Annotated in this window: 25 protein-coding genes and 2 tRNA genes; 12 read left to right on the top strand and 15 right to left on the bottom strand. The window is 70.2% G+C overall.

Features of this window, described 5'->3' with window-relative positions:
- Nucleotides 1-60 precede the first annotated feature (60 nt).
- Nucleotides 61-2322, bottom strand: coding sequence for an NACHT domain-containing protein (locus IH68_RS0126515; protein WP_234341595.1), 2262 nt, complete (start codon nt 2320-2322; stop codon nt 61-63).
- A 173-nt stretch (nt 2323-2495) separates the two neighbouring features.
- On the opposite strand from IH68_RS0126515, the gene IH68_RS0126510 reads away from it, so the two are divergent.
- The 3 genes from IH68_RS0126510 (at nt 2496) to IH68_RS0126500 (ending at nt 4593) form a co-directional block, all read left to right on the top strand.
- Entirely contained in the window at nt 2496-3584 is a 1089-nt protein-coding gene (locus IH68_RS0126510) for a BTAD domain-containing putative transcriptional regulator (RefSeq protein WP_030939702.1), read from the top strand.
- Nucleotides 3581-4240: a DUF6585 family protein gene (locus IH68_RS0126505; RefSeq protein WP_030939700.1), complete on the top strand. Its 660-nt coding sequence runs from the start codon at nt 3581-3583 to the stop codon at nt 4238-4240. The genes IH68_RS0126510 and IH68_RS0126505 overlap by 4 nt, the downstream gene beginning before the upstream one ends.
- Before the next feature lie 125 nt (nt 4241-4365).
- Nucleotides 4366-4593, top strand: coding sequence for a hypothetical protein (locus IH68_RS0126500; RefSeq protein ID WP_030939698.1), 228 nt, complete (start codon nt 4366-4368; stop codon nt 4591-4593).
- Between the two features lie 195 nt (nt 4594-4788).
- On the opposite strand, the gene IH68_RS51870 is transcribed toward IH68_RS0126500, so the two are convergent.
- From IH68_RS51870 to IH68_RS51865, 3 genes are all read right to left on the bottom strand, one after another.
- Nucleotides 4789-5802 carry a hypothetical protein gene (locus IH68_RS51870; RefSeq protein ID WP_030939695.1) on the bottom strand — a complete coding sequence of 338 codons (1014 nt, stop codon included), beginning with the start codon at nt 5800-5802 and terminating at the stop codon, nt 4789-4791.
- Nucleotides 5803-6089: 287 nt separating this feature from the next.
- Nucleotides 6090-6236, bottom strand: a complete 147-nt coding sequence (locus tag IH68_RS56485) for a hypothetical protein (RefSeq protein WP_159403724.1) — start codon at nt 6234-6236, stop codon at nt 6090-6092.
- Nucleotides 6233-6424 carry a hypothetical protein gene (locus IH68_RS51865; RefSeq protein ID WP_030939693.1) on the bottom strand — a complete coding sequence of 64 codons (192 nt, stop codon included), beginning with the start codon at nt 6422-6424 and terminating at the stop codon, nt 6233-6235. Before IH68_RS51865 ends, IH68_RS56485 begins: the two co-directional genes overlap by 4 nt.
- Before the next feature lie 79 nt (nt 6425-6503).
- Here IH68_RS51865 and IH68_RS56480 point away from each other — a divergent pair, with 79 nt between their 5' ends.
- A complete protein-coding gene (locus IH68_RS56480; protein WP_159403723.1) occupies nt 6504-6656 on the top strand; it encodes a hypothetical protein in 153 nt (50 codons plus the stop codon).
- A gap of 5 nt (nt 6657-6661) precedes the next feature.
- Here the strand turns inward: IH68_RS56480 and IH68_RS0126475 are convergent.
- Nucleotides 6662-6734, bottom strand: a tRNA-Pro gene (locus IH68_RS0126475).
- Nucleotides 6735-6981: 247 nt separating this feature from the next.
- Nucleotides 6982-7055, bottom strand: a tRNA-Thr gene (locus tag IH68_RS0126470).
- A 54-nt stretch (nt 7056-7109) separates the two neighbouring features.
- On the opposite strand from IH68_RS0126470, the gene IH68_RS0126465 reads away from it, so the two are divergent.
- Complete coding sequence (locus IH68_RS0126465; RefSeq protein WP_030939691.1) at nt 7110-8033, top strand: LLM class F420-dependent oxidoreductase; 924 nt, start codon at nt 7110-7112, stop codon at nt 8031-8033.
- Nucleotides 8034-8521: 488 nt separating this feature from the next.
- On the opposite strand, the gene IH68_RS0126460 is transcribed toward IH68_RS0126465, so the two are convergent.
- The gene (locus IH68_RS0126460) at nt 8522-10099 is read right to left on the bottom strand and encodes a recombinase family protein (RefSeq protein WP_267883741.1); all 1578 of its coding nucleotides are present in this window, start codon (nt 10097-10099) and stop codon (nt 8522-8524) included.
- A gap of 219 nt (nt 10100-10318) precedes the next feature.
- On the opposite strand from IH68_RS0126460, the gene IH68_RS57280 reads away from it, so the two are divergent.
- Nucleotides 10319-10483 (top strand): hypothetical protein, encoded by a 165-nt coding sequence (locus tag IH68_RS57280; RefSeq protein ID WP_199931929.1) that lies wholly within the window; start codon nt 10319-10321, stop codon nt 10481-10483.
- A 10-nt stretch (nt 10484-10493) separates the two neighbouring features.
- Here the strand turns inward: IH68_RS57280 and IH68_RS0126450 are convergent, their stop codons facing one another.
- The 4 genes from IH68_RS0126450 to IH68_RS0126435 form a co-directional block, all read right to left on the bottom strand.
- Nucleotides 10494-10964: a DUF6099 family protein gene (locus IH68_RS0126450; RefSeq protein ID WP_030939686.1), complete on the bottom strand. Its 471-nt coding sequence runs from the start codon at nt 10962-10964 to the stop codon at nt 10494-10496.
- A gap of 197 nt (nt 10965-11161) precedes the next feature.
- Nucleotides 11162-11488 (bottom strand): nucleotide pyrophosphohydrolase, encoded by a 327-nt coding sequence (locus IH68_RS0126445; protein WP_030939683.1) that lies wholly within the window; start codon nt 11486-11488, stop codon nt 11162-11164.
- On the bottom strand, nt 11485-12684 hold the full coding sequence (locus tag IH68_RS0126440) for an AAA family ATPase (RefSeq protein ID WP_030939681.1): 1200 nt from the start codon (nt 12682-12684) through the stop codon (nt 11485-11487). The genes IH68_RS0126445 and IH68_RS0126440 overlap by 4 nt, the downstream gene beginning before the upstream one ends.
- A 75-nt stretch (nt 12685-12759) precedes the next feature.
- Nucleotides 12760-13149 carry a cell division protein SepF gene (locus IH68_RS0126435; protein WP_030939678.1) on the bottom strand — a complete coding sequence of 130 codons (390 nt, stop codon included), beginning with the start codon at nt 13147-13149 and terminating at the stop codon, nt 12760-12762.
- A 235-nt stretch (nt 13150-13384) separates the two neighbouring features.
- Here IH68_RS0126435 and IH68_RS0126430 point away from each other — a divergent pair, with 235 nt between their 5' ends.
- Nucleotides 13385-15148 (top strand): hypothetical protein, encoded by a 1764-nt coding sequence (locus tag IH68_RS0126430; protein WP_420719009.1) that lies wholly within the window; start codon nt 13385-13387, stop codon nt 15146-15148.
- 6 nt (nt 15149-15154) lie between these two features.
- Here the strand turns inward: IH68_RS0126430 and IH68_RS0126425 are convergent, their stop codons facing one another.
- Entirely contained in the window at nt 15155-15670 is a 516-nt protein-coding gene (locus IH68_RS0126425; RefSeq protein ID WP_030939676.1) for a YceI family protein, read from the bottom strand.
- A gap of 135 nt (nt 15671-15805) precedes the next feature.
- On the opposite strand from IH68_RS0126425, the gene IH68_RS0126420 reads away from it, so the two are divergent.
- Together IH68_RS0126420 and IH68_RS0126415 are read left to right on the top strand one after the other, a co-directional pair.
- A complete protein-coding gene (locus IH68_RS0126420) occupies nt 15806-16345 on the top strand; it encodes a MarR family winged helix-turn-helix transcriptional regulator (RefSeq protein WP_051833744.1) in 540 nt (179 codons plus the stop codon).
- 67 nt (nt 16346-16412) lie between these two features.
- Nucleotides 16413-19532 (top strand): FAD-binding and (Fe-S)-binding domain-containing protein, encoded by a 3120-nt coding sequence (locus tag IH68_RS0126415; RefSeq protein ID WP_030939668.1) that lies wholly within the window; start codon nt 16413-16415, stop codon nt 19530-19532.
- Nucleotides 19533-19544: 12 nt separating this feature from the next.
- On the opposite strand, the gene IH68_RS0126410 is transcribed toward IH68_RS0126415, so the two are convergent.
- Nucleotides 19545-20282: a YcnI family protein gene (locus IH68_RS0126410; RefSeq protein ID WP_030939665.1), complete on the bottom strand. Its 738-nt coding sequence runs from the start codon at nt 20280-20282 to the stop codon at nt 19545-19547.
- Between the two features lie 39 nt (nt 20283-20321).
- The gene (locus IH68_RS0126405) at nt 20322-20930 is read right to left on the bottom strand and encodes a hypothetical protein (protein WP_030939663.1); all 609 of its coding nucleotides are present in this window, start codon (nt 20928-20930) and stop codon (nt 20322-20324) included.
- A gap of 108 nt (nt 20931-21038) precedes the next feature.
- Between IH68_RS0126405 and IH68_RS0126400 the strand changes: the two genes are divergently transcribed.
- From IH68_RS0126400 to IH68_RS0126390, 3 genes are all read left to right on the top strand, one after another.
- A complete protein-coding gene (locus IH68_RS0126400; RefSeq protein WP_030939660.1) occupies nt 21039-21497 on the top strand; it encodes a DUF5990 family protein in 459 nt (152 codons plus the stop codon).
- A gap of 38 nt (nt 21498-21535) precedes the next feature.
- Nucleotides 21536-21928 carry a DUF6153 family protein gene (locus IH68_RS0126395; RefSeq protein WP_030939658.1) on the top strand — a complete coding sequence of 131 codons (393 nt, stop codon included), beginning with the start codon at nt 21536-21538 and terminating at the stop codon, nt 21926-21928.
- 93 nt (nt 21929-22021) lie between these two features.
- Nucleotides 22022-22660: a DUF305 domain-containing protein gene (locus tag IH68_RS0126390; protein WP_030939656.1), complete on the top strand. Its 639-nt coding sequence runs from the start codon at nt 22022-22024 to the stop codon at nt 22658-22660.
- Nucleotides 22661-22803: 143 nt separating this feature from the next.
- Here the strand turns inward: IH68_RS0126390 and IH68_RS0126385 are convergent, their stop codons facing one another.
- Nucleotides 22804-23757: an XdhC family protein gene (locus IH68_RS0126385; RefSeq protein WP_030939653.1), complete on the bottom strand. Its 954-nt coding sequence runs from the start codon at nt 23755-23757 to the stop codon at nt 22804-22806.
- Nucleotides 23758-23769: the final 12 nt, after the last annotated feature.

Below are 23769 nucleotides of genomic sequence, written 5' to 3'. Positions count from 1 at the left end.
GCGCCAGGCATTGGGGAGAGGCGATGAAATCGCCGTGAGACCTCATCCGTTGAAACGCTGTCACTGTCTCTGACGGGGCGCTCGACCCGGCGTCGGGAATGTCTGGTGGGCCTGGGCGAGGTGGTGTTGCAGGCGCGCGTGGCGGAACTGGTAGACCGCGCCGGCCTGGCGCAACACACCGCGCCGGTAGGCATCGTCGAGGAATGTGATCACGGCCCAGGGGAGGCGTCCGGTCAACGGGAGCCAGATCCGGGTGAGGACGAGCCACTGGCCCCAGGCGGTCACAGCGACGGTGTAGGCGAGGGCGCAGCCGAGGCCGCTGACGAGCCCGGCCGCGCGCAGCCAGACGATCGGCCCCAGCGGCCCTTGCAGGAGGTCGACCACTATGTCGCCTCCAACCCCGACCACCGCCCCGAACACGGGTGCTCCCACCAGCAGTTGGGTGGTGGCCGCGCGGCGGTTCACGATCAGTAGGCGGCGCGGATTGACCGCGGACCTGATGTCGAGAGGAGTTTCCATCAGATCGAGGAGGTGGAAGGTGAACCCGACGGCACCGCCGAAGACCAGGCTGAACACGACCCCGTCGGCGAGCCCCAGGTGCAGCCCGGCCGACAGCCCGTCCTTGCGGTGGAACGCGTAGAACAAGCCGACCGCGAACCCGTAACCGAAACCGAAGACCACCCCTCCCAACAGCCCGATCAGGTGCCGCGGCCCTGTCTTCCCGTGCATGGTCACAGGCCTGCCGCGAATGCGCAGGCGCATGGCGGACGGCATCACCGGCATGTCCTTGACCGCGAACATGAGCCAGTACGCGATCCCGATCACGAGTGCGGAAAGCAGCCCGACGGCTGTCGCGTCCAGGAATGGGACAGGGAACGGAAGGCCGATGGCGAAGCCGACGGCGCAGTCGACGAGAGCCATGACCAGCCCTGCCGACACCGCGGTGACCAGCGTGCGCGTGGCGGGCCGCAGTCCGTTGCCGAGCCGCCACCAGGCGAGGTCGGGGGTCTTCTGCCGGGTCAGGTGGTGGGCGAGGTAGCCGAGCCAGTGGCGGGCGCGGTCGGGGTCGAACTCGCGCCGTGGCTCGTCGGCCGGACCCCGGGCGTGGGGACCGCGGTAGACGGCGGGGAGGAAGTTGTCGAGGAGATGGTCCTCCAGCTTCTCGGGGGTGTCGAAACGTTGGGTGTCGAGGAGGGAGGTGGGGTCGTGGTCGGGGGTGTCGCTGTAGACAGTGCGGGCCAGGGAGACCATCAGCGGGGTCTTCAGGACGGTGGCGAGGGGGGAGGAGGGCTGCTTGTGCAGTGCGGTCAGTACGGGGGTCCACGCGTTCTCGGCCGGGTGCGCGCCGCCGGTCTTGCGGGTGGTGAGGGGAAGGTAGTCGGCCAGGTCGCCGAGGGTGAGGTCGGTGAGCCGGATCGCGGCGGCGGCGGTCAGTACGTCGGTTTCGGCGACCGCGGCGGCGTATTCGTCGGGGCGGCTGGTGAGCAGCAGGGGATGGGGGAAGGCGTTGAGGGCTTCCAGGGCGGGGCGGCGCAGGCCGTCGGCGATCTCGTCGAAGCCGTCCAGGACGGGCAGGATGCGGTTGGACTCGACCAGTGCGGTGGCCAGGCTCTGCCCGCCGGGGCCCGGTGCGGCGTAGCCGGGGTGGTCCCGGGTCAGCTTGTCGGTCAGCCAGTCGCGCAGGGTGATCTCTGTGGGGTTCCAGGCACCGATGCTGAAGATCACCGGCACGGGATCCGCAGGGTCGCGTGAGGCCAGGTAGTCAAGGACGAAGCGCAGGGCCAGGATCGTTTTCCCCGAGCCGGGCTCGCCAAGGACCACCAGTCGCCCGGACGGGATGTCCCGAAAGACGGCGGCGATCTGCTCCAGCCGGCTGTCCAGGTCGAGGGGATCGGTACCGGCTTTTGCGGGCCGAAGGATGGTGGTCCAGTGGTCGGTCAGTGGCCCGGCGACCGTCTTCCAACGGACCTGCAGGGGGAAGGGGTCCTGGACCCGGCGTTGTTCTTCTTCGTGCCGCCAGCGGGCGGCCACCGACTGCGCGAGTTGCTCGGCCAGGTCTGCGTGCGGGGCGTGCGGGGCGGGCTGCCCCGGATCGAGCAGACCGGCGGCGATCATCAGCCCCGCCCGGTCCTCGGGCCCCAGCTCCAGAGCGTCGGCCAGCCGCTCCACCGTACTCAACCGGGGGTTGGGGCGCCTGCCGGTCTCCAGGCCCCGGATGGTACTCACACTCACCTCGGAGCGCTCCGCCAGTCTCTCCTGGCTCATCTCCTTGTTGCGCCGCTGCCGCCGTAACTCATCGCCGAACTCATTGGCCACAGTCACGGCCCCTCCCCTTCAGAAAACGCTTTCCGCAGGTGGAGGACTGTAGCGCGGCCACCGGTCACATATGACCGGCTGGATGACCTTCCCCAATCCCTCCACCTTCGCGACCTTCGAGGGCATCGACGGGATCGACCGGGCCAAGTACATCGAGGTCCGGAGAACGGGGAACCGCTATGCCTTCGACGACCGCAATCCAGAGCCGCCCGAGCCTCTCGGCCCTCACCGCTCAGGAACGCGAGGTGCTCTACGCGCTCGGATGCGGCCTGGGGGACGCCGAGATCGCCGACGTCCTCTCGCTGCCCGAGCCTGTGGTGGCCGGGCAACTGGGCCGCATCCTGGAGAAGCTGGGGTTGCGGGACCGTATCGCCGCCATTGTCCACGCCTTCGACTGCGGTCTGGTCGTGCCCGGACGGGGCCCGCGCCGGCAGGCGGTGGGCGAGGTGGTGTGGATCACCGCACGCTCAGGGGGCGGCCCGGCGTCCGAGCCGCGGCTTCGGATCTCTGTGCTGGGTCCGTTGCGGGCCTGGCTCGACGGGCGGCCCGTGGACCCCGGCCCGCTCCGGCAGCAGGCCGTGCTCGCGGCGCTGGCACTGAGCCCGGGCCGCTCGGTCAGCCGGCAGGAACTACTCGACGGCATCTGGGGAATGGAGTCGCCCTGCGCGAACGTCGTACCCGTCTATGTGTGCCGGCTGCGCAAGAGCCTGCGCCTCAGGGAGCGCCCGGACTCGGTGATCCGGACCGACCGCCACGGCTACGGACTGGTGCGCGGTGTGGTCGAGGTCGACGTGGCATCTGTGGAGGAATACGTCGCCGCGGCCGGGGCGGCCGAGCAGGCCGGTGACCTGCCCGAGGCGGTACGGCTGTGCGCGCAGGCGCTTGAACTGTTCCGGGGCGAGCCGCTGGCCGGACTGCCCGGCCCCTGGGCCGAGTTGGAGCAACTGAGGCTCGCCGAACGCAGGGTCACCCTGGCGCAACGGAAGGCGGACTGGCAGCTCAGGCTCGGCCGGGACGCCGACGCGATCGCCGAACTGTCCGCTCTGGCTCTGGCAGAGCCGCTGAACGAACCTGTCGCAGCCCTGCTGATGCACGCGCTGCAGCGCTGTGATCGGCGGGGCGAGGCGCTGGCCGTCTTCGACCGCACGGCCAGGCGACTCGCCGCCGATCTGGGGGTGGCCCCGGGCGAACCGCTGCTGCGGGCACGGTGGGCTGTCCTGCGCGGGAACGACGCGGACGCCGGTCACGGTCGGGCGGGGGCGGCATGAGTGGCGGGAGCGCACGGGAGCGAGCCGAACAGTTGGTGCTGGCGCGGATTTCCGAAGCCGCCGGCCGGGCACGCCTCGGCAGGCGCCGCGCCACCTATCCGGCGCCCACGGCGTCCAAGGGGCGGGTCACGTACCGCTTGGCGCGGGCCGGTGGCAGGGAGGGGACGGCCGCGGGCTCACGGCTGGACTTCTACGAGCATGGGATGACGGTCGCCGTCGACGGGCGGATCCACGCCATCCGCTACGACACGACAGTGGTGCGTCTGCGCAGGGTTCTGTCCTTGCAGGGCATCACCCGAGCCCTCGCGCTCGTCGACACCGACGGTGAGCGGATCTTGGTGCGCTGTGGCGACTTCGGCCACCCGCAGGTATGGGGGCCCAAGATCCGTCGGGCTGTCACCGCCGCCCAGGTGCCGCAGGCGCTGGACGCGCTGGCCAGGGGGGCGAGGCTCACTTTCGGCCCCGTATGGATCACTGCGGGCGAGATCGGTTCCCGAAAGACGTCCCTGCAATGGTCGCGGGTACAGCAGATCACGATCTTGAAGGGTGCCGTCGTGATCCGTGTCGCCGGGCGATGGCAGGTGCTGAGTTTCGCGGCCTCCGGGATCCCGAACCCCTTCGTCTTCCATGCCCTGACCGGGCTCCTGGCGGGCTGACAGCCGACGTGAGTCGCCTTGTTTCACCGCAATTTCATCGCCTGTGCCTACCGTCCCGTGGACGTGCCGGCAGCCCACGCAACCCACCCAGCACAACCGCTGGACACGACCAGAAGGAGACCGGCATGGCCGACAGCTACCGCTACCGGTGTGGCGAGTGCGGGTACCGCACCGCCTGGGGCAGCGAATCCCAGGGCGAGCAGACGATGGAGACCCACTACGCCCGAAGCCATCCGCACACCCTCACCGGAGGCGTGGTCGAGGTCCGCAAGGGATCTTCCGGGGGATGCTCCGGCTGCCTGATCGCCCTGGGGGTCGTCTTCCTACTCCTGCTGCTCGCTTCCCGGCACTGAACAACCAGACAACGGCCATGACATGGAGGACCGCGTGCCACCGTTCAACTCGGCTTCAGCGAACCGGGATTGAGGTATGACGGCAGGCAAGGGGCAGCCTTTGGGTTCGTACAGGGTGATCTGCTTGTCGTAGCCTCCGTCGTCGCGTAGGGACTGGACGGTCACGGCGGTGGGCTTGCTGCCCGAGGTGATCTGCTAGGAGATCTGGACGTCCGGGTTCTGCGTCCCAGAGGAGTGGGACGGCGTCCAGCCCTTGATCAGGCGGCCGAAGGCGTCGAACTGGCTTCGGGTGCCGTGGCTGTTGGTGTCGGTGCGCGTCAGGACCAGGCCGCGCCCGGGGTCGAGCGTGGTGGTCACGGTGTGACCGAGGCCGTCTATGACCTTCATCGACGTGACCGGGCCGCCCTCGTCGCCGGGGGTGTATTCGGTCCTGGAGACGAGATCGCCCTTGGCGTTGGTGATGGTGCGGATGCGGCCGAACGGGTCGTAGGTGTTCAGGGCGCTGCGGATCCAGCCGGGGCCGGCAGCGTCGTTGGTCTGTTCGGTGGTGACCAGCCCGGCCGTGGGGGTGTCGCCCCAGGCCTTGTTGTCGTACGTGTCCCGCACGGCGGAGATCAGCTGATCCTTGGTGGCGGTTGCCGCACCGTCGCAGGAAGTGGCGGTGGTGCGGACCTGCTTGGGAAGGCCGATGATATTGGCGTCGTCGTTGTTCGCGTAGTCCGTCTTGGCGCAGGTGTAGTTGCTGTGTTTCTCGGCCCCGCTGCTGTCGGGCTGGACGACGGAGGTCTCGACGGCGAGCGGCAGGCCGTGGTCGGTGTCCATGCTCACGGTCTCGGTGCGCACAGACCGCCAGCGGGAGCCGACCCGTTGGATCGCGTCGCTGCGCTTCGTCCAGACGCGGTGGGCGAGGAGCGGGTCCAGCCCGCCGTCCCGGGTGCGCGAGGCGGTCTGTCGGGAGTCCGGGAAGGTGAGGGTGCGCTTGACTGGGTCGGTGCTGCCGGTGCTGTTGTCGTAGGTGAGTGTCTCGGCGGCCAGGCCCGCGAACTCCGGTCTGTCCTCGCCCAGTTCAATCGTGCCTACGGAGTCCTTCAGGGTGCCTCCTGCGCCGCGGAAGTAGCGGGTGACCGACTTGGACTGCGTCTGTGGAACGTCCGGGCCCGACGTGGCGTCGCCCTTGAGGGTGGTGACCTTCTGGTAGCCGCGCCACACACTGTAGGTGCGCAGATCCGGCTTGCTGAACTCGTCGTCGTCCTTGCCCCAGGCCGCGTTGTCGTAGCCGTAGGACGTGTTGACGTCCCTGCCGTCAGAGGAAACCTTGTCGTGCTGGCGGACCGAGGAGACGACGTACTTGTTGAACCACGCGATGGCGGGCTTCTTCTCGTCCCCGTCGGGGGAGCAAGGGGACAGGGAAGCAGGTGCCGTGGTTGTCCTCGGGGGCGACCGACGGTTCGGTCTTGCAGCCGCCGGCGTAGGACACCTCGATGTCCTCGCCCGCCTCAGTGGTGATCGTGCCGATGCGGGGCCGGGTGAAGCCGGGGGCGAGGGTCGCCGCTGTAACGGGGGACGAGGTTGGGCAGGTGCTTGTCGGCCAGGTAGTCACCGAGTGGGTCGCCCACATCGACGGTGTACGCGGAGAAGGTCACCGGGGCATCTTGGAGCCCTTGGTGTCGCCGGGCTCGTAGGCGTAGTGCGTGATGGAGTTCAGCCACAGGCTCGGGGAGGTGTTGTACCAGTCACGGGGGAAGGACTGGTACAGGTCGTACCGGTCGACGCTGGCCAGACCGCTCACTCCGGGACGTGCGGCTTCGGTGGTGACGGCGTCCAGGCGCATCCGGGTCGGGGCCGGCCGGCCGACGACAACCCACCATCAGCGCGCCATGGAAGGCGCACCGTCTGAGGAGTGTGCGGCCATGGCGCGTGAGCCAGTTCAGGACGTCTCCGTCCCCTACTTTGATATCAGGATCGGCACCTTCCGCGTCACCGCGGACCGGATCCCTGCGCGCTTGCTGACCTTGCTGTCGAGCGTCGGAACCGGCGCCGCCGCATGGTTCTGGAGCCGGTGAGCACGTCGGGGCGGGAGGATTCGAACCTCCGACTATCCGCTCCCAGAGCGGGTGCTCTGACCGCTGAACTACGTCCCGAACGGCGTGCAGTCTCACGCCAGTTGCTCCATACTCGTGTGTAGCTCCACCTCCGATTTTGACGGGGGCCGGGCCGGACCTTGCCCGCTACGGGTGGGTGGTCCGAGCTGGATCCCCCCTGAGAGGAGGTGGAGAGGTGGAGCTTTTGGCCTTCGCATTGGCGATGGTGCTTCTGCTCGTCGTAGCAGTTCGCAACTAGCCCACCACGGGCGGCGTGTTCATTGAGCATGCCGCCCACACTCTTTTGAGCCCCCGGCGCGACTCGAACGCGCGACTTCCGTCTTACGAGGACGGCGCTCTAGCCAACTGAGCGACGGAGGCAAAACCCTGGACGTCGCCCGACGGACTCGGGGCTCTCACATGCATGATTGGTACATGGATCTTCGAGTTTTCACTGAACCCCAGCAAGGTGCGACGTACGAGACGCTCCTCCGTGTCGCGAAGACCGCTGAAGAGCTGCACTATGGGGCGTTCTTTCGGTCGGACCACTACCTCCACATGGGCAACGTCGACGGCCTCCCCGGTCCTACGGACGCCTGGATCACGCTTGCAGGCATTGCCCGCGAAACGAGCCGCATCCGTCTGGGGACGCTGATGACCGCCGGTACCTTCCGCCTCCCCGGCGTCCTGGCGATTCAGGTTGCGCAGGTTGATCAGATGTCCGGTGGTCGGGTGGAGCTTGGTCTCGGGGCTGGGTGGTACGAGGAGGAGCACAAGGCGTACGGCATCCCGTTCCCGAAGGAGAAGATTGGCCGTCTGGAGGAGCAGCTCGCCGTGGTGACGGGGTTGTGGAGCACTCCCGTCGGGCAGCGCTTCGGCTTCGACGGTAAGTACTACCAGCTTCAGGACTCCCCGGCGCTGCCGAAGCCGACACAAGACAAGGTGCCCGTCCTCATCGGTGGCCATGGTGCGAAGCGGACGCCAGCACTGGCAGCGCAGTACGCCGACGAGTTCAACATGCCGTTCGCCTCGGTCGAGGACAGTGAGCGTCAGTTCGGCCGCGTTCGCTCCGCCGCGGAGGAGCGCGGCCGAAAGGGTGACGACCTCGTCTACTCCAACGCCCTCGTCGTGTGCGTCGGGAAGACCGACGCCGACGTGAAGCGTCGGGCGGGCGTCATCGGGCGAGAGGCCGACGAGTTGAAGCTAAATGGTCTCGCCGGGTCGCCGGCAGAGGTGGTGGAGAAGCTGGAGCAGTACAAGGCTGTCGGCTCGCAGCGTGTGTATCTCCAGCTCCTGGACCTTGACGACCTGGATCAACTGGAGTTGATCGCTGCGGAGGTCATGCCGCACGTAGCTTGATCCCGTCATCCGCCTCTGAGCGTCGACGGGAAGTCTTGGACGGCCGGACCGCTACGACCGCGCTTCAACCCGTAGGAGAGAGCGGGGAGCGCGGGAGCAGTGCCGGCCGTCGAGGAGGGAAGCGGACCGCCCGCCATTCGCGACGGCCGCACGTCCTCCCCTCCTACTATTGTTATGTCGTAAGTGTGACGCGGTATTGATCTTGAAGCGTCCTCTGGTGGGGCTGACGCAAACTGCCAAACTGACCCCCTTTTTCACTTCCCTCTAACGCGCGTTAAGGAGAGTTGGGAATAGGGGGTTAGTTTGGCTAGTTGGGCCCCAGAACGGCACTTGTGGCGACACTCTGCGACGAAACGAGCCTTCACGCTCACGCCATGGAGTTGCCCACAGGATCCTGTGGGCAACGTGGAGGCCGCCCGTCGACGTCGAGTCGGACGCGGGAGGCCGACGAGGACGGTCGCCGGGCCCGCACGAACCCCGAGTGACACCTAAGCCGTTACTGACTCGTTATCCTCCTCGGCAGGCTTCGGCTTCGCCCAATCCACCTCGATGCGTCCGTCCGCCCGTTCGAGCGACGTCCCGCGCCGCGTGGTCGCCGGGTTGACCGTCACGGCGTCCACGAAGAGGGAGAGGAAGGAACGCTTCGTCTCGACGTCCCACCGGTCCCAGAGTCCTCCGGGAGCAAAGGGGTCACCGTCGTCGGTGTCAGCAAACCACTCTTCGAGGGGGAGGCGGGTTGCGGTCGTTGCGGCAGCCTTCAGCTCGTCGATACGCACCAAGCACCGCGCTTCGTGCTGCTGATACTTCAGGATCGTGTCCTTGAAGGCCTGGCGTCCCGTGGTGCCCTCGTAGAGTCCGTCACTGCGATCACGGTAGAGCTCCTCCATGCTCTTCTGCACGTGGGCGAGCTGCGCCTCCTGCTCCGCCAACTCTGCAGCCGCTTCGGGATCAGTGCCCTGGACGGCGAACCGCTCGGCTGCAGCCGTGAGGATGGCGACGTCATCCGGGTCGTCGGGGTCGAGGTTGGCGACCTTCGCCCACAACCGGCCGGCGACGATGGCGTTGGCCAGATCCATGCCGATGCGTAGTACATGCTTCGGAGCGTCGCCCACGCTTCGGTTGAGGTTGCAGACATAGGTCTCATCTGCGTTGGCGACCGTCATGCCAGACGTGCAGATGCCACACCGGAGAGCGCCCCAGGACCCGAGGAACGTCATGGTCCCCGCGCGGTCCATCCTTCGTGTCCGCTTGCGGCCGTCGAGGATGGCTTGGAGGTCGTACCACCGCTTCGGAGTGATGAAGCCCTCGTGCGGGCGCACAGGTTGACCCTCCTCGTCGCGGAGGATCGTCCTCACTCGCGTCTTCGGGTCGACGGGACCGATTGCGAACCCGGCAAGTCTCGGGTCCCGGAGGATTCGTCGGACCACAGTGGGTGACCATTCGTTGTCCGCGTCATCGCCGGAACTGCCCTTGCGACGCTTTCGAGAAGCCTCCCGGCGGGCTTTCGCTGCTTCGTCGTCGAGGCTGCTGAGTGGAGTCGGAGCGCCGCACTCGGTCAGTTCGTTGGCGACTGCGTTCTCCTTCAGCCCCGATTCCACGGCCTCAATCATGTGCATCACGTTGTCAGCCGGAGTCGACTCGGGACCGACTTCCTTGCCGCTCGTGACTCCAGGCTTCAGCTTGCGGATCGTCACGCCATCGACGTTGACGGGCTCTGCGTCGAATCCGTAGGGAATGGGACCGGAGGAATGGGAGCCCTTTGACTTCAGCTCCGCGAACGCGTCTCGGATGAACTTGGATTTGTTCTTGGACTCCTGGTGAGCCAGGCCGGCAATCAAGGCGAAGAAAGCGACGCCGAACGGGTTGTCATCGGACGTGTTAATAAACGGCTCTTGCGTCGAAACGAGAGCAACACCGTGCTTCGCCAACTCCTGTTGGATCTTCAGTGCCTCCGCGGCCCCCTGGCGCGTGAGGCGGGACAGCATGTAGATCACCACGACGTCGAACTTGCGCGCCCTAGCGTCCTCCATGAGGCGCTCGAAGCCAGGCCCCCATCCTGCACGCAACGGTGCCGGTCAACCCCACCGGTCCCACCGGGCACTCCCGTCCACGGTCGGGTGAAAATCCGTCATCGGCGGGCGGGTACCCACCCGCGCCAGTGACCCGTTCTGGTGGTGATCGTTGGCTCGTGCGGAGCCGGACCGCCCGGCGCCCGCGCCGGCGGTCGTCGCCGGGGTGTCACCCGTGCGGCCTCCCCGAGGGGGCCCGGGGCCGAGGAGGCCGTCATGTCCGAAGAGTCCGTGCCGCAGCAGGGCGGGGGCCCCGGCCAGCCGAAGGGCTTGCTGCAGCAGATGGAGGAGCTGATGGCGGCGCTGAACGCGGACCTGTCGGCCCTGGACGCGGATCTGCAGTCTGCGGGGCGGGGCGTGGAGGAGAGCGAGGCGGGCTGAGACCCCGGCTCTAACCTGCCTCCCTCTCGGGTAACACCTCCTCCCGGTCCGCGAGTCTGCGCAGCATCTCCCGCACCCGGTCCCTGGACTCGTCCGCCGCGTCGATGGCCTCCATGCACTGCCAGTAGGTGCTCTCGTCGTCCGCGGCGCAGGCGAGTCCCACCAGGGCGATGCCCACCTCGCCCAGGAGGCCGCCGAGACAGAGAAGGGCCTGGCGGGCGTCGCCCAGGTCGGTGAGCTGGGCCGCGCGCAGGTCCTCGGTGGCGAGGTGCGGGGTGTCGAGGACGCCGCAGCCGCGGCCCGCCAGCTCCGTCAACCCCAGTGCCTCGCCGCGCAGTTCGGGCGGGCCGGAGACCGCGAGGCGGCTGCCTATCGCCTGCGCCAGGGCCTGCGCCTGCCACACCTCGGTCATGGTCTCCGGAGCGTCGCCGCTCCCTGCAAGGGCACGTCTGCTCGTCACGATGAGCCGCACAGCGTCCATGCCGCTGCCCCCGTCTGTCTGGACGCGCTGCCCGCGCGTCCGCCCGAACTCCGTTGTCAACTACCCAGAGTGAGGGTGTGCGGGACGAAAAGCCAGAGGAAGACCGAAATCTGTGGACAACAAATCGATTTCAGGCTGGTTTTTGACTCCGGAGAGTGAAAGTGGACTGAACCACTCCCGGCGGCTGCCGTGCCCGGCTACGGCGCCGGGAACCTCCGCTCGTTGCGGTCGATCTTCGCGTCCAGCGCCGCGAGCGGGTCGATGTCCAGTACGTCGCACAGCTGCAGCAAGTAGGCGAGCACGTCCGCGACTTCGTCCGTCACGCGGTGCGCGGTGTCCGGGTCGTCCATGACCCGGGCCGACTCCTCCGGCGTCAACCACTGGAAGATCTCGACCAGTTCGGAGGCCTCCACGCTGAGCGCGGCGACGAGGTTCTTGGGGGTGTGGTACGGCCGCCAGTTGCGGGCGGCGGCGAAATCGGCCAGCCTGCGCTGCAGTTTTGCCACGTCGAGATGATCGGTCACGGCTCCAGGTGTACCACCGTGACGGGCTCCGGTCCGTCCACCCCGGCGGCCCACGAGGCGTCGCTGACCGCGGCCACGACGCGGATGTGGCCGCGGTCGGCCGTCCGCAGGGCCAGCCGCAGCAGTTCCCGTCGCTGCCGTGGGTCGAGTGAGCGGTCGAAGCCGTCGGCGAGGACGGTGAGGGTCTGCATGGCCGCGGGCACCTCCCCTGCGGTGTCCACCTCCAGGACGCCCGGCCCGGTCAGCAGGACCAGCGCGAGGGCGAGATATCGCAACTCGCCGTCGCCCAGGCGCCGCAGAGCTGTCCGGAAACCGTCGCCGCGGTCGAGCAGGGCCTGGACGGTCCCGTCGCCCAGCGGCTCGGCGAGCACGTCGGCCACCGGCCCCGCACATCCGGCGCGCACCGCGTCGACGAGCTGGGCGTGCCGTCGTGCGCACTCGGCGCGGGTGCGCCACAGGACGTCGGCGAGGTTGTCGCAGTCGCCGAGAAGCAGTCCGGAGCCGAGCGGGGCGGGGGCCCGCATCCGGCCGGGGCGCGGATCGCAGGCGAAGACGGACCGCAGGGCGACCACCATCTGTTCGGCGGCGGCGAGCACGCGGCGCTGTCCGTGGGTCTTGCCGGCCACGCGCAGCGGCAGCAGTGCGGTGCCGAGCCGGTCGTCGGGCAGCGGCGCCCGCGTCACCGGTGCCGAACCCGCGGTGTGCCAGGCGGCCTGCACGGTGCGGCGGGAGGGGTCGCGCAGGGCGGTCTCCAGGAGCACCAACCCGCCCGCGGTCAACCGCTCGCCCACGATGCGCAGTTCGGGCTCGGCCTGCACGGCGACGTCGAGCCGGACCGGTCCCTCGGGCCCGTCGGCCGTACAGCCGATACGGAATCCGCGCCGCCGCTGCGCATCGGGCCGCGCCCGCTGCGGCACGCAGTCGGCCGCGTCGGGAAACACCTCCCCGACCTCGGCGCCCCCACCGAGCCGGGCCAGCGCCTCGTACGCCCGCAGCGCGCTCGTCTTCCCGCAGCCGCTGCCCCCGGCGAAGAGGGTGACCGGCCCCAGCGCGAACCCGGCCCGCCGGTGCCCGGCGAAGGCGGACAGCCGCAGTTCGGTGACACAGGGCCGTTCCGGGCGCGGGCGGTCCGCGACGGTACGGATCGGGAACGGCGTAGCGGGGTTCGCCTCGGGCGGCACGGATGACACGGTCATGTCCGGACCGTAGGGCCCGGCCCGGAAGGCGAACCGTTACGGCGTCGGGAGCTTCCTACGATCGGGGGACCAGGGTCAGGAGCCGGACACTCCGGCGCTCTCCACCAGGTCGGTGACCTCGGTGTCCGCCGGGGCCAGCAGGAAGACGTTGCGGTCGACGCGGTGCATGCCGCTCCCGAGGCCGAAGACGACTCCGGTGCTGAAGTCGAGCACACGCTTGGCCACTTCGTTCTCCGCACCGCTCAGGTCGAGCAGGACGGGGACGCCGGCCATCAGGGTCTCGGCGACCTCGCGGGCGTCGGCGAAGACGTTGACCCTGAGGACCACGAAACGGCGACGGGCCTCCGTCAGGGCTTCCGGGTGCGCGCGGTGGTCCACCGCGGACGGCCAGGCGTCGCGTCCCCGCAGCGGCACGACCTGGGCGAGCCCTTCCCACTGTTCATCGGTGACGTCGTGGCTGTTCACCGGCTCCCCCCGAACTGACTCGCACTGATTGCCTGCACCGGCCAATTCTTACGCCACGTCACCCGTTCGGCCCAACTGCGACACGGTCCGCGACCGTCACAACCGTTCCGGCGGCGACGAGCAGCGGTCAGGTATGGACCGGTTCCTTCCCGAACGGGGCTTCTTACCCGCCTCACACCGGACTCTTCACCTCCGGCCATGCCCTGCTCACCGGGCGCGACTAGCGTCTCCTGACGTGCACTTGGCAGAAACACAGCTGGTGACACCCGGCCGGCGGACGCAGTCGGCGGTGTCCGCCGTACCGGAACCTCCCGCGCAATGGCACCGCGTCCTGACGCTCCTGGCGAACATCAGCCTGTTCATCGGCACACGCACGATCTGGGCCCAGGCGGCCAGTCACCGGCCACCGGTGGCCGCAGTCATCTCCGTTTGCTACGCCTCGATCCTGGTGTGCGGGGTGCTGGCGCTCGTCGTGGGCCGGGCCCGGTCGCTCGCGCGGCTCGACGCGGCCGTGCTGGTCACCGCCGTGGTCCTCGCCCTGTGCGCGTGGGCCATGAACCACGGCGGCTCGGACGAGGCGGTGCTGACCACTCAGGCCGCGAAGGAGCTGGTCGCGGGTCACCAGGTCTACGGTCATGCGTGGCCCTGGCTCTTCCAGAAGGGCATCGCCCTCACCACGACCTTCGACGGCGGCTACGACTTCACCTACGGCTATCCCCCGCTCGCCCCGCTGCTCACCGCGCCCCTGCTGTGGATCGGCCACGGCGGTGCCCCGGCGACGGCGGTGAGCACGGGCGCGCTGATCGTCGGCACGGTGGTGCTGTGGCGGATGCTGCCGGTGCAGTGGCGGTCGGCGGCGACCATGGCGTGCCTCGGCTTCGGGTTTCTGCCGACGTACGGCCGTGAGGGCTACCCGGCGATCACCGCGCTGGCCCTGCTGATCCCCGTGGTGGTGCGCTGGCCGCGGATCGGGCAGGGCGGGCGGCTCGGGGCGGCGGGTGTGGCGCGGGCCGCCTGTCTGGGTGCCGCGTGCGCCACACAGCAACTGCCCTGGTTCCTGGCGCCGTTCCTGCTGGCCGGGATCTACGCGGTGCGCCGCGGTGAGCTGGGCGGGCGGGCCGCGGCGCTGGTGGTGGCGCGGATCGCCGGGGTCGCCGCGACCGTGTGGCTGCTGATCAACACGTATTTCATCGTGAGCGAGCCGGGCACCTGGATCAGTGGCATCGCGCTGCCGCTGATCCAGGGGGCGACGCTGCACGGGCAGGGCCTCGTGGGCGTCTCCCTGTACTACACGAACGGCAGCGACCGGGTCGACTGGTACGGGCACGCGAGCATGCTGCTGGCCGCGGCCCTGCTCGGGCTGCTGATCCTGTTCATGCGCCGGCTGGGTCCGGCGGCGACCGTCCTGCCCTGGTGCGCGTTCTTTGTGGCGACCCGCTCCCAGGACGGCTACTACCTGATGATGACGCCGCTGTGGCTGGCGACCGCCATCACCGCGCCCCCGTCCGAGTTCGCGCGGGCCTGGCAGCCGCGCCCACGTCTGCTGACCGGCCGGTACCGGCGTCCGGCGCTGGTCGCGACGGCCGCGCTACTGGTCGCCCCGGCGCTGGTGAGCGCCGTCGTGGCGGTCACCGGGAAGCCGCCGCTCAGGATGGAGATCGCCTCCGTGCGCCGGACGGCGGCGGACGCGAACGTCCTCACCCGGCTGACCCTGCGGGTCACCAACACGGACGACAGCGCACTGGAACCGCACTTCATGCTCAGCGTCGGCCAGGGCCTGAACCAGTACTGGACGATCCTCAAGGGACCGGCCACCCTGCCCGCCCACGCCACGGCCGGCTATGTGATCCGGCCGCCGGTACAGGGGAAGTTCCCCCTGCCGGGGCCGCACGCCAGGCTTCGGCTACGGGTCTTCACACCCACACCGCAGACGCTGTCCAGCATGGACCTCCACCTGCGGGTGGGCGGGACCGGCGGGCGGGCCGACCGGTCCGGCTGACGGGCGTCAGGCCGCCGTACGCACGAAGCGGAGCGTGGCGGCGACCGTGGTCAGGCCGCGGATCATGCCCAGCTGGTTCCAGCCCAGGCCGAACTCGGCGCGGTCCACGGTGAACTCGGTGTCCAGCGTGAGCGCGTCGGCGTCCGCGCCGGCCAGGCGGGCGGTGAGGGTCTGCGGACGGCTGATGCCGCGCACGGTCAGCTGACCGGAGACCTCGACGGTGTCGCCGGCGCCCGCCTTCGCACTGCGGACGGCGAAGGTGATCTCGGGGTGGTTCGCGGTGTCGAAGAAGTCGGCCGAGCGCAGGTGCTCGTCCCGCTTCTTGTTCTTGGTGTCGAGGGTGGCGGCGTCCAGGGTCAGGGTGCCGGTGGCGGAACCGTCGGGCTGCACCTCGCCCTGTCCGCCGACGGCGGCGAAGGCGCCCTTGACGGTGACGAGGCCCCACATCGTCTTGTGGCGCAGGGCGACGGTGGAAGCGGCGGCGTCGAGCTGCCAGACACCGGTTTCGACGGCGACGGTCATGATCTTCTCCAGTGAGCGGTGAGCCGGATCCGGGGGAATCAAGTGATTCAAATTTGGATGACTACGACCGTAGACCATTATCCAAATCTGGACAACCCTTCGGTCCAAATTTGAACAACGGGTAGACTCGACACCATGGCCGACCCCGAGGAGCACCCCACCGACCTGCCCGAATGCCCCTCCGCGCAGGGTGGCGGACTGCTGCCCAGGGAGCTGCGGGCCTGGATGGTGATGCTGGGGGCAGTGGGTGCTGTGGAGCAGGAACTGCGGTCGGTCGTGAAGGAGCGCCTCGACGTCTCGCACGACGAGTTCCTGATCCTGTGCCTGCTCGCCGAGCAGCCCCGGACGGGTCTGCGCATGACGCGGATCGCGGAACTCCTCGGCCGTCCCAAAACCCGGCTCACCTACCAGATCGCCTGTCTCCAGCACGCCGGTCTTGTCACCCGCAAGTCGGTCTGCGGCGACAAGCGGGGCATCGAGGTGGCCCTCACCGACAAGGCCCGCCGCGTCCTGGAGGAGGCCTCCGGCGCCCTGGCCTCGACGGTCACCCGGGCCCTGACCCACGTCATGGGCCCGGACCAGCACGAGGCGATGTGCGGTCTGCTGCCCGAGCTGGCCAAGGCGGCCGAACTCGCCAAGGAGGCGGCGCTCGCCAAGGAGTCCGAGGAGCCGTAGCGCGCGGGGTGACCCGCACGCTCCTGGGTACTCGGCGGTCCCGCGCAGGCGATCGCAGGAGGGCTCCATGGGCGCACTGGACCTGCCCGAACCCGTCGTCCGCAGCGGAGCCGCGCCGCCGGTCGACACGGCGGGGCTGGAGGCCGCGCTGCGTGACCGGGTCGACGGCGAAGTCCGCTTCGATGCCGGGAGCCGGGCCGCGTACTCCACCGACGCCTCCAACTTCCGGCAGACCCCGATCGGCGTCGTCGTGCCCCGCACCCCGGAGGCGGCCGCGGAGGCGGTGGCCGTCGCCCGCGAGCACGACGCGCCCGTGCTGTCGCGCGGCGGCGGGACCAGCCTGGCCGGGCAGTGCACCAACGCGGGCGTGGTGATCGACTGGTCGAAGTACTGCCACCGCCTCGAGTCCGTGGACCCGGACGCCCGCACCTGCATCGTTCAGCCGGGCATCGTCCTCGACGAACTGAACCGGCAGCTCGCGCCGACCGGCCTGCGTTACGGCCCCGAGCCCGCCACTCATATGAACTGCACCATCGGCGGCATGATCGGCAACAACTCCTGCGGCGCCACCGCCCAGGCGACCGGCAAGGTCGTGGACAACATCGCCCGTCTGGAGGTGCTGCTCCACGACGGCACCCGCTTCTGGTGCGGGGAGACGAGCGACGAGGAGTACGCCGGGATCGAGCGGCACGGGGACCTGCGGGCCACTCTCTACCGGCAGTTGCGCGCCCTGCGGGACCGGTACGGCGAAGAGATCCGCCGCCGCTACCCGGACATCCCGCGCCGGGTCTCCGGCTACAACCTGGACTCCTTGCTGCCCGAGCACGGCTTCGATGTTGCGGGGCTGCTGGTCGGCAGCGAGTCGACGCTGGTCACCGTCCTGCGGGCAGAGCTGGAGCTGGTGCCCGTGGTCAAGGAACGGACGCTGGTCGTGCTCGGGTTCCCGGAGATCGCCGTGGCCGCCGACGCCGTCCCGGCGATCCTGCCGTACGAGCCGATGGCGCTGGAGGGCGTCGACGCGCGGCTCATCAAGGACGAGCGGATCAAGCACCTCAATCCGAAGGCCCGCGCCCAGATGCCCGAAGGCAACGCCTTCTTGATGGTGCAGTTCGGCGGGGACACCCTCCAGGAGTCCGACGAGCGGGCACACCGGATGCTCGACGGCCTGCACGAGTCCGAGCACGACGCCGAGGTCGCCTTCCTCGACGACCCCGCCCACGAGGAGGAGCTGTGGCAGGTGCGCGAGTCCGGCCTCGGCGCCACCGCGCACATCCCGGGCAAGCCCGACACCTTCGAGGGCTGGGAGGACTCGGCGGTGGCACCGGAGCGGCTGGGCGACTATCTGCGCCGACTGCGCCGCCTCTACGACGAGTTCGGGTATCTCAGCGACACCGGGCCCAGTCTCTACGGCCACTTCGGGCAGGGCTGTGTGCACACCCGTATCCCCTTCGACCTGTACTCGGCCGACGGGGTGGCGGCCTACCGGCGGTTCATGGAACGGGCGGCGGATCTGGTCGCCGAGTTCGGCGGGTCCTTCTCCGGGGAGCACGGGGACGGGCAGAGCCGCGGTGAGCTGCTGCCGCGGATGTTCGGCGAGGAGCTGGTCGAGGCCTTCGGGCGGCTGAAGGCGCTCTTCGACCCGCTCGACCGGATGAACCCCGGGAAGGTCGTGGCGCCGTACCGGCTGGACGAGAACCTGCGCCTGGGCGGCGACTGGGCCCCGTACGCACCCCGTGACCTGCACTTCCGCTTCCCGGACGACGGCGGGTCCTTCGCCGAGGCCGCCAACCGGTGCGTCGGCGTGGGCAAGTGCCGGCAGCTGACCAACAAGGGCGGCTCGGTGATGTGCCCCTCCTACCAGGTGACGCGGGAGGAGGAGCACTCCACGCGGGGGCGGGCGCGACTGCTGTTCGAGATGCTCGACGGGCACGGCGACAGCGCGATCCGGGACGGCTGGCGGTCCGAGGCGGTGCGGGACGCGCTCGACCTCTGTCTGGCCTGCAAGGGGTGCAAGAAGGACTGCCCCGCCGATGTGGACATGGCCACGTACAAGGCGGAGTTCCTGTCCCACCACTACGCGGGCCGGCCCTGGCGCAGGCCCCGCTCCGACCTGTCCATGGGCTGGCTGCCGGCCGTCGCCCAGGCCGTCGGGCGGGCCCGGCTCGGACCGCTCGTCAACGCGCTCACCCACACCCCGCCGCTGTCCCGGGCGGCCGTGGCGGTGGCCGGGGTCGAGAACCGGGAGGTGCCGCTGTTCGCGGGGCGGACGCTGCAGCAGTGGTTCGCCGGCCGCCGTGAGCCGTACGGCGACGGGTCCCGCGGGAGTGTCCTGCTGTGGCCGGACACGTTCACCAACTTCTTCCACCCGCATGTCGGGCAGGCGGCCGTGGAGGTGCTGGAGCGCGCGGGGTGGCGGGTCGAGCTGCCCCGGGAGCCGCTGTGCTGCGGGCTGACATGGATCTCCACCGGTCAACTCGCCGTCGCCGAACGGGTGTTGAGCCGCACCGTGCGTCATCTCGCCGGGCATGTCCGGGCGGGCGGGCTGGTGGTCGGCCTGGAGCCGAGCTGCACCACCGTGTTCCGTTCGGACATGAGCGAGCTCTTCCCGGGCGACCGTGACGTGCGCAGGCTCCGCGACCGGACAGTGACGCTCGCCGAACTGCTCACCGAGCACTCCCCCGGCTACCAGCCCCCGCAGGTGCCGGACCGCTCGGCCCGGGCGCTGGCGCAGGTGCACTGCCACCAGCATGCGGTGCTCGGCTGGGACGCCGACCAGGAACTGCTGAAGCGGGCCGGCGTCGACGCCGAACAACTGGAGTCCGGCTGCTGCGGGCTGGCCGGCAACTTCGGCTTCGAACGCGGCCACCTGGACGTCAGCGAGGCATGCGCGGAACGCGTGCTGCTGCCCCGGCTGCGCGAGACGGACCCGGCGACAGTCCTGCTGGCCGACGGCTTCAGCTGCCGCACCCAGGTCCACGAGTTCGACAGCGGCGGCCATGAGGCGGTGCATCTCGCGGAACTGCTGGCCTCGGCGCTGCCCGACGGTGCGCACGGCAGCGCGTACGGCGTCGGCGCGGACGTACGGCCGTCCCCGCCGGGACGCCGCGCCCAGTCCCTCGCCCTGGCCGGGGTCGGGCTGAGCGCGGCAGCCGTCGTGGCGGGGCTGACCCGCGGGCTGCGGCGGTGAGGGCCGCCGCGGTCAGGAGGCCTTGGCGGAGCGGTTGCGGACGATTGCGAACGCCGCTGCCGCCAGGCCCAGTACGCCCACGACCAGCCCGGCGACACCGAGTCCGCGGGCCGTGGAGTCGCTGCCGGGCGCGCTCGACGCGGAGCTGCCGGCGCTCTTGGGCGCCGCCGACGACGAGGCCGAGGCGCTGCCCTCCTCGGCACCCTTGGCGGTCAGCTTGAGGACCGGTGCCGGGTTCTCCGGCTCGTCCGCGCCGGACTGGGCCACGTCGATCCAGCGGACGGTCTTCCCGTCGGAGTACGTCTGCAGGGTCTTGAAGGTCAACTGGTCGGTGTCGTCGGGCAGTTGACCGAAGGCGACGTTGAAGTCCTGGTACTGCCCGGCCCCGATCCTTCCGCCCGTCCAGGTGATCTCGGAGACGGCGTCGGTGATGGTGCCGTCGTCCGTCTTGACGGGCGTCTTCAGCTTGGTGTTCGTGACCTTCGCCGTCCAGCCGTTCTGCGGCGGCGAGACGAGCACGCCGAGGACGGGGTGGTCGGTGGGCAGGTACACCTGCACTTTGGTGGTGCTCGCGGTGTCCTCCTCGTTGGGGACGCGGAAGGTGAGGACGCCGTCCGTGGCGCCCTTCGCATAGCTCTCGGGGTGGACGGTGACGTGCGCGGAGGCCATTCCCGCGGCGGCCAGGAGCCCGCCGGCGGTCAGAGCGGTGACGGTGCCGACACGGCGCAGGGCGGTGCGTGCAGTGGACATGGGTGAGCCGATCTCCGTACTGAGGAAGGGATGTCGAGGTCAGATCGCGTACGACATCCCCGGCGGCGGACCGCGCCGCTGCACCGTGTGCCGCAGCAGCAGCCCTCGCAGCGGCCGCGGGCTCTCCGCCCCCAGGTGTACGGCGTTCGGCGCGGCAGGCAGGGTCTTGGCCCCGCCACGCACGCGCCACCAGGCCGCGAGGCCCGGTACGAGCGTGGCGGCCCGGCGCAGCAGCGACCACAGCGCGACCTCACCGCGCCGCAGCCACCAGGTCAGCACCATGGCCGCGCCGACATGGGCGGCGGTGGCGTGCGGGGTCAGGGCGTGGGAGTGGCCCATGTGCATGGCGCCCATGTCGTGCATGCCGTACATGCCACGCATGAGCATCATGGGGTGCGGGCGTACAGCGTCGAAGGCGAGGTGCAGCCCGCCCTGAGCCATGAGCGTGCCCGCGCCGATCGCGGCCAGCGAGCGCTCCCGGGCGCCCAGCAGACACCCGGCCCCGAAGACCGGTACGAACCCCACGGCCTGCACCCACACGGGCGGCGCCGTCCCGGTCGACAGCGCGTGTCCTCCGGCGGCGAGCAGCACGCACAGCGCGGCGAACACCGCAGCGCGCAGCACGCGTACCGAAGGAGACGCCCTCATGGCGCCCGATCCTGCCATGCGCCGGCAAGGCTCCGCCCGGCGGATCCCCAAGCGCACAGGTGCAGACTGGAGACCCTCGAAGAAGTGCCGAGCAAAGGCGGTGACGGGGTGACGGCCCAACTGCGCATCCGTATCGACGGCGTCGATCTGCCGGGTCGTGCGTGTGGGCCCGACGGCGGCATGCCGTCGTACACGGACATCCATGTGGCCGTGCAGCGCCGGGACCGGCCGGGCGAGCTTCTCGATCCGCAGCCCGGCGACGCCGTGACCGCGAGTTGGACGCTGGAGTGCACGGTCACAGGTACGGACGTCAAGGGGCCGTATGTTCAAGGGCGTCCGGGCGGGCGGTTCGTCTATCTGTCCTGGGGGACGGTCGACGACTCGGGTGCCTTCGGCATGTTCCGGCGCGCCAAGCTGATGCTGGACGCCGTGCCGGCCGACGTGCTCGACACCGCCGTGCGCGAGGGACTGCTGGTGGGGCGCCTGCGGCTGACCGACGCCGGCGGAAACCCGCTGTGCGCACGGGTGGTGCCACCGCGCATCGCCTGGAGCGCGGAACAGGGGTGAGGGCCGGGGCCCACGGCGGTCTGCGTACCATGGGCGCCGTGACAGCCCGTGCACAGCATCGCGATGCGCCGCCGCATTCTGTGCGGTGGCGGGTGCTGATCGTGCTCGGACTACTGGCCGGGCTGCTCGCCATGCACGGCCTGGCGCCCGGTGGTGCCGTCGTCGAGCACTCCGCCGCACCGCACATGACGGCGGCGGTCGCCGTGCACGGCGGCTGTGCGGGCGACGACTGCGGTGGCGGCCATGCCCATCACGCCGACCAGACCTGTGCGTCCGGCGCCCTGAGCGGCGGACCCACGCTGCCCGCGCTCGTCGCCGACCCGGTGGCCGTACCCGCACTCTCCGACGCCCCCTGCCCGTACGCGGGCACGGCCCCGGACAGTGCACGCGCGCCGCCCTCCCTGGCGGAACTACAGCTCCTGCGGATCTAGACACCACCCTGCACCGCGCCCACGCACCACCGGCGACGCGGTGCGCCTCGGCACGTCCGGATCCCTTTCACGCAGCAACGCAGGAGTTCCACCATGCGCAACACCCGTACATCCCTGGCCCGTCGCACCGCCCTGGTGGCCGCGACCGTCACCGCCGGGCTCGTCCTCGCCGCCTGCGGCGGCAACAGCGACAGCGGGAGCGGCGGCCACGACAGCCACACCTCCGGCTCGTCCTCGTCCTCGCCTTCGCCGAGCGCCGCCGCTCACAACGCGCAGGACGTGTCCTTCGCGCAGGGCATGATCCCGCACCACCAGCAGGCCCTGGAAATGGCGAAGCTGGCCGCCGGCCGGGCCTCGTCCGCCAAGGTCAAGGATCTCGCCACGCGCATCGAGAAGGCCCAGGACCCGGAGATCCGCACCATGAGCGGCTGGCTGAAGTCCTGGGGTCAGTCCGTGCCCTCGGCGATGCCCGGCATGGACCACTCGGCCCACTCGGGCATGGCCGGAATGATGGACAGCAAGGACATGGCCATGCTGGAGAAGGCGACCGGCGCGGAGTTCGACACCATGTTCCTGACCATGATGATCGAACACCACAAGGGTGCCGTGCAGATGGCCGGCACGGAGAAGGCAAAGGGCGCCTACGCCCCCGCCACCTCCATGGCCGACGCCATCATCACCGGCCAGACCGCCGAGATCACTGAGATGAACAAGCTCCTCGGCAAGGGCTGACACCCCTGGGGAGGGGCCGCTGCCGGTCCCTCCCCCGCGCCCCATAGGGGCGCGGGGCTGTATTCATATGCGGCTCCGCCGCGTGGGCGCGACCAGCCACGACGGCGCAGCAGACAAAAACGCACCGCGGCCCCCCCACGGCCTCACCGCACAAGCGCGGCCAGCACCTCCGCGCAGATGGCCATGGCGGTCTCCGCCGGCGTACGCGCACCGATGTCCAGACCGATCGGACCATGGATACGCCCGAGGTGCTCCTCGTCCAGGCCCGCCTCGACGAGCCCGGCGGCCCGACGCTCCTGCGTGTGACGCGAACCCAGCGCACCCACGTACGGGATGCCCGAGGTCAGCGCGGCATGAAGGGTCGGGACGTCCACGTCCGGCTCGTGACTGAGCATGATCAGACAGGCGGCGGCCGGACGCTCGGCACACAGGGCGCCCGCATCCCGGGCGACCGACGTCACCGTGGCCTGCCAGCCGAGCAACCCGGCCTGGGCGACCAGGAGTTCGGCGAGTTCGCCACCGCCGACGATGACGAGGTGGGGGACGGCGGGGCAGGTCTCGACGAGGCAGAGTCCGGCCTCGGTCGCGTGCACCTCGCGGCCGGCGTGGTGGCGGGCGAGCAGGTCGCGGGCGCTGGCGGCGGCCTGGGGCGGCACGTCCGGGCCGTCGGCCCTGCCGTCCAGGGTGACGACGGTGCTGACGGCATGCGTACGCCGCTCGTCCAGCCAGGTCACCAGCGCCGCGTCGGCACCCCGTCCGAGCAGCTCCCACCAGCGGGCCGGAACGGCGGCCAGGGGCTGGAGCAGGATCTCGGCCTGGCCCCCGCAGGTCAGCCCGGCCTCCTTCACGCCGTCCTCGTGCACCGCCACCGCGACCACGCGGGCGGTGTGACCGGGCGGAAGCGAGGCGGCCTCGGCGGCGAGCTGCCGGTCGAAGGCGCCCCGGTAGAGCCGGCCGTGGCAGTGCCCGTCCTCGTCGACGAGGATCGCGTCGGCCGGATGCCGCGGCCCGAAGCCCCGCTCGCTGAGCGGACGCGCAAGGACCGCCGCACGGCCCTGCGCCGCCCGCTGTCGTGCCGTACCCGCCAGTTCACGCATGGATCCAGCGTA

The organism is Streptomyces sp. NRRL S-646 (genome assembly GCF_000720765.1).
Lineage (GTDB): Bacteria > Actinomycetota > Actinomycetes > Streptomycetales > Streptomycetaceae > Streptomyces.
Note: the sequence above shows the minus strand (reverse complement) of the source record. Positions and strands in the feature narration are given on the sequence as shown.